Origin of the sequence: Prochlorococcus marinus str. MIT 9515 (genome assembly GCF_000015665.1) — a bacterium.
Lineage (GTDB): Bacteria > Cyanobacteriota > Cyanobacteriia > PCC-6307 > Cyanobiaceae > Prochlorococcus_A > Prochlorococcus_A marinus_P.
The window spans coordinates 1,457,429-1,473,252 of record NC_008817.1 but is presented as its reverse complement, the minus strand read 5'-3'; the positions used below and the strand labels follow the sequence as shown (position 1 = coordinate 1,473,252).

The following is a 15,824-nucleotide window of genomic DNA, read 5'->3' as shown; positions in this document are numbered from 1 at the left end:
TATCAAAACAATCTTAATATACATTCATCGATTTTTTCTTATTAATTTCCAAGGAGATAAAATTTCATAATCATAAATTATTTGAAAAGAATCAGTTTCGCTAAGTTCCTTTGAAGACAAATTAGACCATGCTAAATCTGAGGGGTTCATTTTCTCTAAATTTTCAATTCCATCCCCTAAATTAGGAGTTAGGAGAGAAATTCGTATAATTTTTGATTGCGCTATTTCATTCCCAATGTTCCTTTTGTCAACCTTAATGACTTGATTCTTCAGGATATCTAATGAAGATAGATATTCCATAGTTTCTCTTAATTCTCTTGATCTGTCTGTAAATAAACCCGACTGCAATAGTAGTGCAGTCAATAGATAAGGACCAATAATTAAAGTTGTAAAAATCTTTTTGAGGTTACTTGTATCTTTTATGTATGACCAAGCTATCGAAAACGATATTAATCCTAAAATAATAAATATATTTTCTTTTATAGTTAAATTCAGTACACTTTTGAAGAAAATAATATATGTAACTACTAAAGCACTGATAAATAAAGGTATTAATCTCGAGGTAATAAAAATTACTATTGATTTATATCTTTTGGAACTGAATAAATATTTTATGCCAATATATGAATTTAAAGATAAGATTGAAGATATTTGCAATGGATAATAAGGAGTTTTTGTAGAAAAAATACTAAGTATTAATATTAAAATTAAGGGAAAATAAATCAGAATTAATTTTTCATTTCCATTTTTATTTTCTAAAGTATTTGAAGATAAACCGATAATAGAAAAAATGCTCCATGGTAAAAAGGTTATTGGAATGTTCCACAAATAATAATAAAAAGGATTTGTAGAATCGTTTTTATTAGAAAGGAAATTAAATTTTCCAAACAAGTAAAAGATAATATTCTGATCTAAATACGTGTTTATAGAATAAGTCCATATTAGGTATGGAATAAATCCAATTAATAACCCAAGCCAAAAGAATGTATTAAATAATAATTTTCTTTTTGATAAGATATATGGCGTTAGTGCCGCAAGAGGAACAGCTACAAGAAAAGTCTTCATCATAAAAGCTAAACCTATCCAAGTACCAAAAAGTAAAATATAGAAATTGCTTTTATGTTTTTTTATTTTAACTAAAGAAAATACTCCAATAGTTACCAAGCTGGAATAAATAAGATCTTGAGTTGCTAAATGAGAGTAGTCAAACCAAAGATATGTTGTAGAAAGTATTAGTGGAGATACGATTGCATGATTTTTACCAAAAAACTCTTCATGTAATTTGTAAGTAATTATTAACATCAATATTGCTGCAATTGTTGTTGGCAAATATGCAGCGAAAAGATTTTTGCCAAATATTTCTTGTGATTTAGCGATTAACACTTGTAACCCATTTGTTCTATCTAAAACGTATTCGTCCCACCATAAAGGAATTGTCCAGTTGCCTTTTTCTAGTATCCATCGGGCTTGCAAAGCATAAAATCCCTCATCGAAGGCTATATAACTTTTTTTCCCGTAATAGAAAATCAGAGGAATAAACAGACAAATCTTTAAAACTTTTTTAAAAAATTTATTTCTATCAATCATGTTATTGCAAATGTATGAAACTTAAATGCCGATAATCGGAATTGAACCAATGACCTTCTGTTTACGAAACAGTTGCTCTTCCTCTGAGCTATACCGGCGATAAAAATTTTTGAAATTTTTCATATAGAATAATTTTATATTTGAAATAATTAATGTCAAAAATTGATCCTGAATTAAAAAAAAAATTACTTAAGGAAACTCAGGCCCCTTTTAAAGGATTAAGAAAAGTATTATGGATTGCTTTTACAGGTTCAGCTTTTTTAGGTCTTTTCATAATGCTTTCGAAAATTGCTAGTGGTAGTGAAATTCAGCAAAATAATCTCCTAATACAATTAGGAGCTTGCGCATTATTCCCTTTTCTATTATTCCTCGAAAGAAATAGAGGGAATTAAATTATTTATTTAGGGTCCTTTTTTTTGTTACAAATTTGAATGCTTCTATGATGTCTCCCTCATTCCAAGTTGAGAATTTATCACATCCAACTCCACATTCGAACCCGGTATTAACTTCTTTTACGTCATCTTTAGATCTTTTCAGAGAATCCAAATTACCTTCAAAAATCACTTTATCTGATCTAAGTACGCGTAAAGAACAATTTCTTTGCAATTTACCACTTTGTATATAGCAGCCAGCAATAGCTCCTTTACCAACGGCAAAAGTTGCTCTTACTTCAGCTTGACCTAGAGATTCTTCAACCAAGTCAGGTTCAAGGAGTCCTTCCATAGCGGATTGAATATCTTCTAAAAGTTTATAAATGACTTCATACTCTCTTATGTCAACATTATTTGAGTCAGCTGCTCTTTTAGCTCCTGAGGCTAATGATGTATTGAATCCAATGATTACTGAGCCAGAAGCCGCAGCAAGATCTATATCAGTCTCTGTTATCTCTCCAGGCGCGGAAAGCAGAACTCTTACTTGAACTTCATTTTTGGGTAATTGTTCTAATGAACCTAATATTGCTTCTACACTACCTTGGACATCTGCTTTTAGAATTAGATTTAATTCTTTAAGTTCTCCATCATTTGCTTGAGTAGATAAAGATGACAAGCTCACCCTTCTAGATGCCATTTGCTGTGCTAATTTTGTTGCTCTTGCATCAGTAGCCCTTTCTCCTACAATTCCTCTGGCAGTTTTCTCATCAGGATAAACTTCAAATTCGTCTCCGGCTGTGGGTACTTCACTAAATCCAAGTGCCTCCACTGGACATGAAGGCCCAGCTTCTTTAATTCTATTTCCATGTTCATCAACCATTGCTCTGATTTTTCCGAGGACTGAACCAGCAGCTAAAACATCGCCAGCTTTTAAGGTGCCGTTCTGTACTAATAAAGTTGCAACAGGACCTTTGGCTTTATCTAGATGGGCTTCAATTACTGTCCCTTTTGCTAATCTTTCCGGGTTTGCTTGCAAATCTTCAACTTCAGAAACTAATAAGATCATCTCAAGTAATTTATCAATATTTTGTTTTTTGATAGCACTGACTGGAACCATTACTACGTCTCCACCCCAGTCTTCTGCAATTAAATCTTTTTCTGATAATTCCTGTTTAACTCTATCTGGAGAAGCACCTTCTTTGTCAATTTTATTTATAGCTACTACTATGGGTACTTTTGCTGCTCTTGCATGACTAATAGCTTCAAGTGTTTGAGGTCTACAACCATCATCAGCTGCAACTACAAGTACTGCTACATCTGTAACTTTTGTACCTCTTGCGCGCATGGCAGTAAACGCTTCATGACCTGGAGTATCAAGAAAAGTTAGTTTTTTCTTTTTTGATTCATGCTCAAATTCAACTTGATAAGCTCCTATATGCTGAGTTATTCCACCTGCTTCACCCGAAGCCACTCTGGATTCTCTTATAGAATCTAAAAGACTTGTTTTACCATGGTCAACATGACCCATCACTGTAATGACTGGAGGCCTTTTGATAAGACTTTCAATATCATCAGTTTCAATCATGTCAACTGTTTTTTTAGCAGCTTCTTCAACATCATCTTGTAAAACAGGGACTCCAAATTCTTCAGCTACAGTTTCAATAGTTGCTAAGTCAAGTGATTGAGTGACCGTAGCTGTAATCCCTTTGAAGAAAAGAGACTTTATTATTTCTGAACTTTCAAGGCTAAGTTTATCGGCTAATTCTTGAACTGTTAGATTGTCCTCAGGTACGATAATCATTTCTGGTCTTACTTGTTTAGCGTCCTTAGCGGCTCGAAGTTCCATAGCTCTTCTCTTTTGTCTTTGCCTAGTAGTCTCTTTATTCTTTTTCTTAAATTGCCTGGTAGTTTTTTGTGATTTGGGTTCTTCAGACTTTTCTTTTTTTGGACGAGCCAAACTAGCCGATAATATTGAAACCTTTTCTCCTGAGTACCCGCTAGTTTCAGAGGTTAATGAATCATCATTTTCTCCAATTATATGAACTTTTTGTCTTTGTTTCTGGGGGTTTTTATTTCTTAAGGCTTCTAGCTTTGCGCTATCGTCCCAATCAGATCTTCCAGGTTTTTTAGAGTTGTTTGTAAATGATCTATGAGGTGTTTTTTTTGCAGTAGGAGATGCATTTAAACGACTATTAGGTGCCTTTGCCTTCTGTTTAGGTGGCTCAACTTTTTGTTTTTCAAAATTAGATCTATTGAGTTTTTCTTTATCTGAGGCGTTCGTTTTCTGTAGCTGCATCAGTTCATTAGGTGCTACTGGCTTTCTGATACCTGAAGGGTTTTGATTATTAAATTTCGAGCCAGACCTATTAAGATCACCCTGTCTATAATTACCCCCTTGTCTATTTGGATCTCCTTGCCTATAAGGACTTCCTTGTCTATTAGGTGCGCCCTGCCTATTCTGCCCTCCTACTCCAGGTCTATTAGACATGCCTTGTCTATTTGGATTACCTGGCCTGTAAGGACTTCCAGGCCTGTTTGGTACGCCCTGCCTGTTCTGCCCTCCTCCAGGCCTATTAGAAACACCTTGCCTATTTGGATTGCTTGGCCTGTTGGGAGTTACTTGTCTATTAGGAATTACAGGTCTATTTGGAGAGGCTTGTATATTGGATGGAGGTTGCCTGGAATTGGAATTTTGTCTGTTTGAATTAATTTTAGGATCTTCCCTTCTGATTGGTGCGCCAACTAATTCAGGCGTATTTTTAATACGAGGATTATTTATATTTTTTTTAGGAAAATTATTGTTATTATTTAATCTATTGGCTTGTTGAGGTCTTTGATTTAGAGAGTTATCATTTTTTTTATTAGCTTTTATATCTTTATTGGAAGTTGTTAAATTTTTAGGCTTTTCAATTAGTTGGATAGGCGGTCTTGCAGGACTTTTTGTTCTTAGTGGGGAATTATTATTTAAAGATTTTTTTTCTTGAACAATTTTTGTAGAGTTTTTTTTCTCATTAGGATTTTTTGTTTTAATTGTATGTTGAGTCTTATTATGAGAATTTGGAAGAACTTGAGATTGGAGGTTAGAGATGCGTGAAGGGGGATTTGGATTTTTCAGTTTAGCTGTATTCTTTTTATTTGAGCTTATTAATGAATTTTCCTCCTTATTTACAGGCTTATTCAAGAGGGGTTTTTTATTTAAACTTTCTTTTGAGGGCTTCTCTTTGTTTAAGGGCTTTGAACGAGAATTACTATCTTTGTTTTGGTTATCAATATTGTTTTGTTGTTCATTCGCAGCTTTGAATGAAGATTTACTTACAGAAATAATTTTTTTACCTGAATTTCCGTTGCGGATAAGATTTTTAATTTTTTTTGCATCCTCTAAGCTCATTGAACTGCTGTGACTTTTAACTGATATTGAAAGTTTCTGAGCAGCATCCAATATATCTTTGTTTTCCAGTTTTAAATCTCTGGAAAGTTCATAAACTCTGATTTTATCGCTGATAGTCATTTAGTCTGAGGTTACTCTTTTTTTGAAATTTCTAGAGATTGTTATTTTAATTATATGCTCTTTTGGGATAGTTATTGATAGTTTGCAATTTCCCTCTCAAAAATATCAAAAAAATCAGGATTTAAAACGCTTTTTAAAGCTTTTTGAAGCTTTTTTTGAAGTTTAGAATCTGTGTAACACTTTTTTGATTTACAAACGTAAGCAGATCGACCCATGCCTTGGTTTAACATTATTCCTAATTTATGATCTTTAGTAATCCTCAACAGATTATTTCTATCATAAGTTGTCCTGCAGGAAATACACTTACGCATCACAGGAGTTTTTTGTGTCACCGTGCTTTCTCCTCTGTAGATATTATTTCATCAGGGTTCATATTTTCCAATTGGCTATTTTCGGAAAGATTTTCTTCTTCGTATGATTCACTCCCATATTCTTCATCATCTTCAGGTAGAGGATAAAGTTCCCTCAATCTTGCATCTTCTGCTGCTCTTTCTGCTTGCTCTGCCTCCAATCGCTGTTCAGCTTCTCTTTGTAGATGCTCCTCTTCCTCTCTTTGAACAATTAATTCTGCAACCGCAGCGTCTTCCGCTTCTTGATTATATTCATGGGAGTTTTTAACGTCTATTTTCCAACCAGTTAATCTTGCTGCAAGACGCACATTTTGACCTTCTCTTCCTATCGCAAGACTTAATTGATCAGGAGGAACTAAAACATGAGCATGTTGTCCTTCTGGGTCTACGAGTCTAACAAGGTCTACTTTAGCTGGACTCAAAGAATTTAATATATATTCGATAGGATCAGCTGACCACTTAATAACATCAATTTTCTCCCCTCTTAATTCATTAACGACTTGTTGAATTCTTGCTCCTCTTGCTCCAATGCAAGCACCGACGGGATCAACTTCTCTTTCAATACTATCAACTGCAACTTTTGTTCTTGGGCCGACAGCTCTTGAAGGAGGGTTTGCTTCTCGCGATACAGCTACAATTTTAACTGTACCTTCCTGAATTTCTGGGACCTCATTTTCAAATAAATAAACTACTAAACCAGCATTGGCTCTGCTTACAAAAAGTTGAGGCCCTTTTCTCGCAATTTCACTAACCTCTTTAAGAAATACTTTGAATGTTGCGTTAGCTCTATAGTTATCATTAGGCAATTGATCCCTTTTAGGCAGTTCTGCTTCTACTTCTGGTCTCCCAATTCCTGAGCTGACACCCATAATTACTGATTGTCTTTCAAATCTTATAACTCTTGCTGTTAAAACGGGATCCTCTAAATCTGCGAATTCTTCTTGAATCATCTTTCTTTGCTGATCTCTCAACTTTTGAGCTAATACTTGCTTCGTGGTTGAGGCAGCCATTCTGCCAAAATCTTCCTTTTCGGGAGTAACATCTAAAACGACAGTATCACCTATTTGAGCATCGTCCGCGACTTGTTTTACTTCATTAAGAGATATCTGATGATCTTCGCTTTCAACCTCTTCTACAATTATTTTACTTGATAAAATTCGATAACCTTCTTCATCTAAATCAAATCCAACATCAAAATTACTAAAATACTCTTCATCAAATGGATCTTCTTTTACTCCAATGTAGAAGGTTCTTCTGTATTTTTCGTAACCTTTAAGTAAGGCTTCACGCAAAGCTGATTCCACAACGTGAGGAGGTAATTTTTTTTCCTCACTAATGTCTTCAATTAGATTGTTCAATCCTGGGAGAATTACTAATGCCATCTATGATGGGTAAAATGAATAATGGTTGAAAAGTTTATTAGTCTTGTCTAGTGCAAAGACTAATCTTTAATACTTCATTAAAGGGGATTTTTTTTATCTTACCTTTTATGTTAATGGCTAAATAATCTTTAGACTTTTCATAAAGTAAACCATTCAATAATTTGATACGTGAATTTTTTTGGTTTAACTCTACATTAACTGGAAAACCTTTAAAGGTTTTGAAGTCTCTTTCTGAGGTTAATTCATCACTGACCCCTTGACTACTAATTTCTAGAACATATGAACATTTTAAAAGATTTGAATTTTCAATAACAGCAGATGCAGGGTTATTGAATCTTGAACAATCCTCTATAGTAATATCTTCTTCGTTTGTTTTTTTAATGATAATTTTTATAATTATTGGGTTTTGATTTGTCAGTAAATTTAAACTATAAACCTTCAGATTAAATTCCTTAGCAACTTCCTCAAGAAGAATTTCTAAATTGTTTTTTAGTTCTTTATCCAATATATCCAGATACGAATTTTTTTAATTATTTACTATCTTCACATATGAAAATGCTTTTTTGAAATTTTTTATCAATGTATTTTATGGATGTAAACAAAAAAACAACACTAGGAAAGTTATTCAATTAAATTTTAAATAGATATTAAATATTCAAAAAAGAAAATGAGATTTTTAAAAAATAAATTTATTTATTTATTTAAATTGGGCATCGTGCTATTTGCTTTTTTAATTAATTTTTTGCCTTTGTCTGAAGTTTTTGCTTTAAATTCTCTCGATGGGCATAATTTCGTATCGGACGCAGTTAAAAATGTAGGTCCTGCAGTGGTTAGAATTGATACTGAAAGATTAGTAGAAAGACAACAGTTTGATCCAACTTTATTAGATCCATTATTAAGAGATTTACTAGGGGAACCCGGAATGGCTCCTGACAGAGAAAGAGGTCAAGGTTCAGGTGTGATAATTAACAAAAATGGTTTGGTTTTAACAAATGCTCATGTTGTAGAAAGAGTTGATAATGTGTCAGTGACGTTGGCGGATGGAACTAATTGTGATGGGAAAGTATTGGGAACCGATTCGATTACTGATTTAGCGTTAGTTAAAATCGAACAACTTATTGATTCAAGTTATGCTCCTTTAGGAGATTCAGAGAAACTTGAAGTTGGGGATTGGGCAATAGCTCTTGGTACGCCGTATGGCCTTGAGAAAACAGTTACTCTTGGCATAGTTAGCAGTCTGCATAGAGATATCAATTCACTAGGTTTTTCTGATAAAAGGCTTGATCTAATTCAAACAGATGCCGCAATTAACCCAGGTAATTCTGGAGGTCCGCTCATAAATTCTAATGGCCAGGTTATTGGCATAAATACACTCGTTAGAAGTGGACCTGGAGCTGGCCTAGGTTTTGCAATACCTATAAATTTAGCTAAAAATGTTTCTGACCAATTATTAGAGAATGGTGAAGTTATTCATCCTTATTTAGGAGTACAATTAATATCCTTAAATCCTAAAATGGCTAAACAACACAACGAAGATCCTAATGCAATTGTTCAATTACCCGAGAGGTCCGGAGCTTTAATTCAGTCTATAGTTCCAAATAGTCCTGCAGAAAAAGCAGGTTTGAAAAGAGGTGACTTAGTAATTGCAGCTGAAAATATATCAATAGAAGAACCAAAAACTCTTTTAGATGAAGTAGAAAAAGCTCAAATTGGAAAAGTATTTCTTTTAAATGTTGTGAGGGATAATAAAGAAATCAAAGTTAATATTAAACCTGAAGCACTTCCAGGTTTGACATAAATCATTTGTTGAAATTTAATAATCTATAAACTTTACGCTAAAAACATTTTGGATTTACAGACTCAGATGAAACAAATAGTTGCTGATGCAGCTGTTAAAGAGGTGAAAGATGGAATGATCGTAGGTTTAGGGTCTGGTTCAACTGCAGCACTCATGATAAAAAGCCTTGCTGAACAAATCAGATTAGGCAAATTAAAAAATATTAAAGGAGTTCCAACTTCTTTTCAGTCTGAGGTTCTTTCTCTAGAACTTAAGATTCCATTAATTGATTTAGCTTCAGTTTCCCAAATTGATTTAGCTATTGATGGGGCAGATGAAGTGGATCCTGATTTTCAGTTAATCAAGGGAGGTGGAGCCTGCCATGTCCGAGAAAAATTGGTTGCATCTAAAGCAAATAAATTATTAATAGTTGTTGATGAAACTAAATTAGTGCAACAATTAAACTTAGTTTTTCCTCTACCTGTAGAGGTTCTACCTTCTGCTTGGAAGCAGGTGAAGGATATAATTTCTGAAATGAATGGAGTTTCTGATTTGAGGATGGCAACAAAAAAAGCAGGACCTGTTGTCACGGATCAAGGTAATTTGATTTTGGATGTCTTATTTAATACTGGTATCAAAGATCCAAAAGATTTAGAAATGCGTATTAATAATATTCCTGGAGTATTGGAAAATGGATTGTTTGTTAATTTAACAGATAAGGTTTTGGTGGGTAAGATTGAGAACAATGTTCCAGTGTTATTTTCACCTTCCAAGGGGAGTTAATCCTCAAATCTAATTTTTACTGAATTCGCATGACTATGGAGACCTTCGCTGTTTGCCAAGTTTATAATATCTGAGCTATTGATTTTTAAACTTTTTTCATTAAATTCAATTATTGATGAATTCTTCATGAAAGTTTCAACACCTAATGATCCACTAAACCTGGCATTACCGCATGTGGGTAAAGTATGGTTTGGTCCAGCCAAATAATCACCTACAGCTTCTGGTGTCCAATTTCCTAAAAAAATCGCGCCTGCATTTTCGATAGTTTTAAGTATCTTTTTTGGATCAATAGTAATAATCTCTAGATGTTCTGGGGCAAACTCATTGCTGAGTTCAATGCATGATTCTAAATTTTCGCAAATAGCAATTAATCCCCAATTTTCAATTGATTGAATACAAATTTCTTTTCTGGGGTGATGCTCTAATTGCTTAAAGACCTCATCAAAGACTTCTTGAGCTTGACCCTTTGATGTAGTCAAAAGTATTGAGGAGGCTAATGGATCATGCTCTGCTTGGGCTAATAAATCTGATGCTATTTGAGAACTTTTAGCTGTTCTATCCGCGATGATTAAAATTTCACTTGGGCCTGCTAAAGAATCAATTCCAGTCAATCCATAAATTAACTTTTTAGCAGCAGTAACATAGATATTTCCTGGTCCAGAAATAACATCAACTCTATTTATTTGCTTTGTGCCAAAGGCTAAGGCGCCAATTGCCTGTGCTCCTCCAATTCTAAAAACTTTATCAATCCCTGATAAGTAGGCAGCAGCTAAAACAGTTTTATTTATTTTTCCTTCTTGATTTCCGGGAGATACCATTGAAATTTCTTTCACTCCAGCAACTTTTGCAGGTATCGCATTCATTAAAACAGTACTTGGATATGCGGCTCGTCCCCCCGGAATGTATAAGCCAGCATTTTTTACAGGCATCCATTTTCTTTGAACGGAGTCACCATATTCTCCTTTTATAGTGAATGATTCAGGTATTTCTTTTTCATGGAATTTTTGAATTCTTTGGTAGGCAATTTCTAATGATTTTTTTAAATGATGGTCTGTCTCATCCCAAGCAGACTTTAAATCCATAGCACTAACTTGCATCGGTTTAGGATGGAATCCATCAAACTTTTTTGTATATTTTTCTACAGCTTTATCTCCATTAATTTTCACCTCTTCAAGAATTTCTTCAACTAATGAATTTATTTTTCTATTGTCGCCGGATGTAGTTCTTTGAGAAATTCTTTTCAACTCTTCCAAAGCCTTTTGTTTATTATTTATAATCTTCATTTTCTTAATGCCAAATTGAAATTCGATTGATTAATTATCTAATTAATTGATTTAAATCCAATTATATTATATTGATTAGTGCACTAAGTTTTGGTATAGTATAAATTCATATCTTAATTTAATCTCTGTGGCTAATAACAAATCAGCGAAAAAAAGAATTAAAGTTGCTGAAAGAAATCGTTTAGTTAATAAATCATATAAATCCACAGTAAAAACACTTACAAAAAAAACATTAGCTAACTGTGAAAAATATAAGCTAGATCCTAATTCAGATAATAAAAATCTAGTTATGTTTAGTTTAAGCGAGGCTTTCAGTCTTATTGATAAGGCAGTCAAAAAAAATGTTCTCCATAAGAATAACGGTGCTAATAAGAAATCAAAAATCAATAAATTAGTTAAAAATTTTCTTACAAGCAAGTAAGTAAGTAAATATGAGTGATATTGAACTCATAGATTCTCATTGTCATTTGATATTCGAAAACTTTGAAAAAGACCTTGAAGAAGTCGTTTCAAGATCGCGTTCAATAGGTGTTAAAAAACTGCTACACGCTTGTTGTGAATTGTCAGAAATTCCTAAGTTACAGAAAATATCCCAAAAATTTGATGAACTATATTACTCAGTTGGTTTACATCCCCTAGAAGCTAACAAATGGGAATGTCAATCTAAATCTATTCTGAAAATGGCAGCCCAAAGGGATTCAAGAGTTGTTGCTATTGGTGAATTAGGTTTGGATTTTTTTAAAAGTGATAATACAAATAAACAGATAGAGGCCCTTCTACCACAAATGCATTTAGCCTATGAACTTGAATTGCCTGTAATTATCCATTGCAGAGAAGCTGCAAATGAGATGATAAAAATATGTAATAAGCTATCTAACCAAGGTAAATGTCCCAAAGGAGTACTACATTGTTGGAGCGGTACTCCGGATGAGATGAGGAAATTTTTAGATCTTGGATTCTATATTAGTTTTAGCGGGATAGTTACATTCCCAAAAGCACATGAAATTCATGAATGCGCAAGAATTGTCCCCAGTGATAGATATTTGATAGAGACAGATTCACCATTTTTAGCTCCTGTCCCATACAGAGGTAAAAGAAATGAACCCGCTTTTGTGAAAAGTGTGGCAAAGTACATTGCAAATTTAAGATCTTCGGAATTGAAAAATATTGCTAAAGAGTCATATAGGAATGCTGAAGATTTGTTTAAATTTGACTTGATAAAGTAACACTAAACCTGTTAGTATTAAAAATTACTGGAAATTTTTCTTAATTATTAGTAATAAGCTTGTTTAAAGAGTGGTTTTATTATCTTCATCTTTAATCATATGAGCTATTTATTAACTGAGAAATTTGTTGAATTCAAGACTAAAATCTCGATTTCATCTAATATTCTTGATTATTTTTCTAAAAATTAAGTCAAATTTATAGTAATTAGTAAATCTTACAGAATGGCGGGTTTTCTTGGATGAGCAGTAGCGCTTTACAGATAGCTAAAACAGCAACTTATCTACCAGATTTAGTTGAAGTACAAAGGGCAAGCTTTAAATGGTTTCTGGAAAAAGGCTTAATAGAAGAATTGAAAAGCTTTTCTCCAATTACTGATTACACAGGTAAATTAGAATTACATTTTATTGGTGAAGAATATAGGTTAAAAAGGCCTAGACATGATGTTGAAGAAGCTAAGAGAAGAGATGCAACTTTTGCTTCCCAAATGTATGTAACCTGTAGATTAATAAATAAAGAAACAGGAGAAATAAAAGAACAAGAAGTCTTTATTGGTGAATTACCTTTAATGACAGAGAGGGGAACCTTTATTATAAATGGAGCTGAAAGAGTAATAGTCAATCAAATAGTTCGAAGTCCGGGGGTCTATTTCAAAGATGAAATGGATAAAAATGGTAGGAGGACTTATAACGCTAGCGTTATCCCTAATAGAGGAGCCTGGCTAAAATTTGAGACAGATAAAAATAATTTACTCTATGTAAGGGTCGACAAAACAAGGAAAATTAATGCGCACGTACTGATGAGAGCTATGGGACTCTCAGATAATGATGTTGTTGATAAATTAAGACATCCTGAGTTTTATAAACAATCAATTGATGCGGCTAATGATGAAGGAATAAATTCCGAAGATCAAGCATTATTAGAACTTTACAAAAAATTACGACCAGGAGAACCTCCTTCCGTTTCTGGTGGGCAACAACTTCTACATAGCAGATTTTTTGATCCTAAAAGATACGATTTAGGAAGAGTGGGTAGATATAAAATTAATAAAAAATTGAGATTAACTGTTCCAGATAATGTAAGAACTCTTACACACGAGGATGTCCTTTCAACAATTGACTACCTTATAAATCTGGAACTTGATATTGGGGGTGCAAGTTTAGATGATATTGACCATTTAGGTAATAGAAGAGTTAGATCTGTTGGAGAACTTCTTCAAAACCAAGTTAGAGTTGGTCTTAACCGATTAGAGAGAATAATTAAAGAAAGAATGACTGTTGGTGAGACAGATTCACTTACTCCTGCTCAGCTAGTAAATCCCAAACCATTAGTAGCAGCTATTAAAGAATTTTTTGGATCCAGTCAATTAAGCCAATTTATGGATCAAACAAATCCATTAGCTGAGTTGACCCATAAAAGAAGAATTTCAGCATTAGGACCTGGCGGTTTAACTCGAGAAAGAGCAGGTTTTGCTGTTAGAGATATTCATCCTTCACACTATGGAAGATTATGCCCTATTGAAACCCCTGAAGGCCCAAATGCAGGGCTCATTAATTCTCTTGCAACACATGCAAGAGTTAATGAATATGGTTTTATTGAAACACCTTTTTGGGAAGTAGAAAAAGGTAGGGTCATTAAAGAAGGCAAACCTGTTTATCTTTCTGCTGACTTAGAGGATGAATGTAGAGTGGCTCCTGGTGATGTGGCGACTGATAAAAGCGGTAATATTCTCGCAAATTTAATTCCGGTCAGATATAGACAAGACTTTGAGAAAGTACCTCCCCATCAAGTTGATTATGTTCAGCTTTCTCCTGTTCAAGTTATTTCAGTAGCTACTTCTCTTATTCCCTTCTTGGAACATGATGATGCTAATAGAGCATTAATGGGTTCCAATATGCAACGTCAAGCTGTTCCATTATTAAGACCTGAACGTCCACTAGTTGGGACTGGATTGGAATCCCAAGTTGCAAGAGACTCCGGTATGGTGCCAATCACAAAAGTCAATGGAATAGTTTCTTATGTCGACGCTAATGAGATAGTTGTAAAAGATGTGGATGGTAATGAACACGTTCATTATCTTCAAAAATATCAGCGATCTAATCAAGATACATGTTTAAATCAAAGGCCAATTGTGAAAAATGGAGATCAAGTTATTTCTGGCCAAGTTCTTGCTGATGGTTCCGCTTGTGAAGGTGGCGAAATAGCTTTAGGACAGAATGTTTTAATCGCCTATATGCCGTGGGAAGGCTACAACTATGAAGATGCAATATTAGTAAGTGAAAGGATGGTTACTGATGATCTTTATACTTCGGTACACATTGAAAAATATGAAATAGAAGCCAGACAAACTAAATTAGGTCCTGAAGAAATCACTAGGGAAATTCCTAATATTTCTGAAGAAAGCTTGAATAATCTTGATGAAATGGGAATCATCAGAACAGGTGCCTTTGTTGAAAGTGGTGATATTCTCGTAGGAAAAGTTACTCCAAAGGGGGAATCAGATCAACCACCTGAAGAAAAACTTTTAAGAGCTATATTTGGCGAAAAAGCACGAGATGTAAGAGATAATTCTCTTAGAGTTCCTAAAACAGAAAAAGGAAGAGTTTTAGATGTTCGTATATATACTAGGGAGCAAGGTGATGAACTTCCTCCTGGTGCAAATATGGTTGTAAGAGTTTATGTCGCTCAAAGGAGAAAAATACAGGTGGGAGATAAGATGGCTGGTAGGCATGGTAACAAAGGCATAATAAGTAGAATTTTACCTAGAGAAGATATGCCCTATTTACCTGATGGTACTCCAGTTGATATCGTCTTAAATCCTCTTGGTGTTCCAAGTAGAATGAATGTGGGCCAAGTTTTTGAATTATTGATGGGCTGGGCAGCATCTAACTTAAATTGTAGAGTTAAAGTTGTTCCTTTTGATGAGATGTATGGAGCTGAAAAATCACATCAAACCGTTCAAGCTTTTTTAAAGGAAGCTTCAAAGCAAAATGGCAAGGATTGGGTTTATAATCCTGAAGATCCTGGCAAGTTGTTACTCAAAGATGGTAGAACCGGGGAACCTTTTGATCAACCTGTTGCTGTTGGATATTCTCATTTCCTAAAGCTGGTCCACCTAGTCGATGATAAGATTCATGCTAGGTCAACAGGTCCTTACTCTCTAGTTACTCAGCAGCCGTTAGGTGGTAAGGCTCAGCAAGGCGGACAAAGACTTGGAGAGATGGAAGTTTGGGCTTTAGAGGCATATGGAGCGGCTTATACTTTGCAAGAATTGTTAACAGTCAAATCTGATGATATGCAAGGAAGAAATGAAGCATTAAACGCAATAGTTAAAGGAAAACCTATACCTAGACCAGGAACTCCGGAATCATTTAAAGTTTTAATGAGAGAATTACAATCTTTAGGTCTGGATATAGGTGTATATACAGATGAAGGTAAGGAGGTTGATTTAATGCAAGATGTTAATCCTAGAAGGAATACTCCTTCGAGGCCTACCTATGAATCTCTAGGAACCTCTGAATATGAGGAAGATTAAATACTTTATCAAAACTTTCTAATT

Annotated in this window: 12 protein-coding genes and 1 tRNA gene; 6 read left to right on the top strand and 7 right to left on the bottom strand. The window is 34.1% G+C overall.

What is annotated here, in order from left to right; translation table 11 throughout:
* Positions 1–24: 24 nt before the first annotated feature.
* The gene (locus P9515_RS07995) at positions 25–1,587 is read right to left on the bottom strand and encodes an ArnT family glycosyltransferase (protein ID WP_011820976.1); all 1,563 of its coding nucleotides are present in this window, start codon (positions 1,585–1,587) and stop codon (positions 25–27) included.
* Between the two features lie 26 nt (positions 1,588–1,613).
* A tRNA-Thr gene (locus tag P9515_RS07990) sits at positions 1,614–1,685 on the bottom strand.
* 54 nt (positions 1,686–1,739) lie between these two features.
* On the opposite strand from P9515_RS07990, the gene P9515_RS07985 reads away from it, so the two are divergent.
* Positions 1,740–1,979: a DUF3493 domain-containing protein gene (locus tag P9515_RS07985; protein ID WP_011820975.1), complete on the top strand. Its 240-nt coding sequence runs from the start codon at positions 1,740–1,742 to the stop codon at positions 1,977–1,979.
* A 1-nt stretch (position 1,980) separates the two neighbouring features.
* Here P9515_RS07985 and infB read toward each other — a convergent pair whose 3' ends face one another.
* From infB to rimP, 4 genes are all read right to left on the bottom strand, one after another.
* A complete protein-coding gene (infB, locus tag P9515_RS07980; protein ID WP_011820974.1) occupies positions 1,981–5,466 on the bottom strand; it encodes a translation initiation factor IF-2 in 3,486 nt (1,161 codons plus the stop codon).
* Between the two features lie 71 nt (positions 5,467–5,537).
* Positions 5,538–5,798: a YlxR family protein gene (locus P9515_RS07975; protein WP_080513416.1), complete on the bottom strand. Its 261-nt coding sequence runs from the start codon at positions 5,796–5,798 to the stop codon at positions 5,538–5,540.
* Positions 5,795–7,198 carry a transcription termination factor NusA gene (gene nusA, locus P9515_RS07970; protein WP_011820972.1) on the bottom strand — a complete coding sequence of 468 codons (1,404 nt, stop codon included), beginning with the start codon at positions 7,196–7,198 and terminating at the stop codon, positions 5,795–5,797. Before nusA ends, P9515_RS07975 begins: the two co-directional genes overlap by 4 nt.
* A gap of 37 nt (positions 7,199–7,235) precedes the next feature.
* The gene (rimP, locus tag P9515_RS07965) at positions 7,236–7,703 is read right to left on the bottom strand and encodes a ribosome maturation factor RimP (protein ID WP_011820971.1); all 468 of its coding nucleotides are present in this window, start codon (positions 7,701–7,703) and stop codon (positions 7,236–7,238) included.
* A gap of 162 nt (positions 7,704–7,865) precedes the next feature.
* On the opposite strand from rimP, the gene P9515_RS07960 reads away from it, so the two are divergent.
* Positions 7,866–8,996 carry a trypsin-like peptidase domain-containing protein gene (locus P9515_RS07960; protein ID WP_011820970.1) on the top strand — a complete coding sequence of 377 codons (1,131 nt, stop codon included), beginning with the start codon at positions 7,866–7,868 and terminating at the stop codon, positions 8,994–8,996.
* Positions 8,997–9,062: 66 nt separating this feature from the next.
* Positions 9,063–9,758, top strand: a complete 696-nt coding sequence (gene rpiA, locus P9515_RS07955; RefSeq protein WP_011820969.1) for a ribose-5-phosphate isomerase RpiA — start codon at positions 9,063–9,065, stop codon at positions 9,756–9,758.
* Here the strand turns inward: rpiA and hisD are convergent.
* Positions 9,755–11,041: a histidinol dehydrogenase gene (gene hisD, locus P9515_RS07950; RefSeq protein ID WP_011820968.1), complete on the bottom strand. Its 1,287-nt coding sequence runs from the start codon at positions 11,039–11,041 to the stop codon at positions 9,755–9,757. The genes rpiA and hisD overlap by 4 nt on opposite strands.
* A gap of 127 nt (positions 11,042–11,168) precedes the next feature.
* Between hisD and rpsT the strand changes: the two genes are divergently transcribed.
* From rpsT to rpoB, 3 genes are all read left to right on the top strand, one after another.
* A complete protein-coding gene (gene rpsT, locus P9515_RS07945) occupies positions 11,169–11,462 on the top strand; it encodes a 30S ribosomal protein S20 (protein WP_011820967.1) in 294 nt (97 codons plus the stop codon).
* Between the two features lie 10 nt (positions 11,463–11,472).
* Positions 11,473–12,267 (top strand): TatD family hydrolase, encoded by a 795-nt coding sequence (locus P9515_RS07940; RefSeq protein ID WP_011820966.1) that lies wholly within the window; start codon positions 11,473–11,475, stop codon positions 12,265–12,267.
* Between the two features lie 239 nt (positions 12,268–12,506).
* The gene (gene rpoB, locus P9515_RS07935; RefSeq protein ID WP_011820965.1) at positions 12,507–15,800 is read left to right on the top strand and encodes a DNA-directed RNA polymerase subunit beta; all 3,294 of its coding nucleotides are present in this window, start codon (positions 12,507–12,509) and stop codon (positions 15,798–15,800) included.
* Positions 15,801–15,824 lie beyond the last annotated feature (24 nt).

Excerpts from the sequence above, each read along its gene's own strand:
- P9515_RS07985 (WP_011820975.1), top strand. The coding sequence starts at position 1,740 with ATGTCAAAAATTGATCCTGAATTAAAAAAAAAATTACTTAAGGAAACT.
- rpiA (WP_011820969.1), top strand. The coding sequence starts at position 9,063 with ATGAAACAAATAGTTGCTGATGCAGCTGTTAAAGAGGTGAAAGATGGA.
- infB (WP_011820974.1), bottom strand. The coding sequence starts at position 5,466 with ATGACTATCAGCGATAAAATCAGAGTTTATGAACTTTCCAGAGATTTA.
- nusA (WP_011820972.1), bottom strand. The coding sequence starts at position 7,198 with ATGGCATTAGTAATTCTCCCAGGATTGAACAATCTAATTGAAGACATT.
- hisD (WP_011820968.1), bottom strand. The coding sequence starts at position 11,041 with ATGAAGATTATAAATAATAAACAAAAGGCTTTGGAAGAGTTGAAAAGA.
- P9515_RS07995 (WP_011820976.1), bottom strand. The coding sequence starts at position 1,587 with ATGATTGATAGAAATAAATTTTTTAAAAAAGTTTTAAAGATTTGTCTG.
- P9515_RS07960 (WP_011820970.1), top strand. The coding sequence starts at position 7,866 with ATGAGATTTTTAAAAAATAAATTTATTTATTTATTTAAATTGGGCATC.
- P9515_RS07940 (WP_011820966.1), top strand. The coding sequence starts at position 11,473 with ATGAGTGATATTGAACTCATAGATTCTCATTGTCATTTGATATTCGAA.
- rpoB (WP_011820965.1), top strand. The coding sequence starts at position 12,507 with ATGAGCAGTAGCGCTTTACAGATAGCTAAAACAGCAACTTATCTACCA.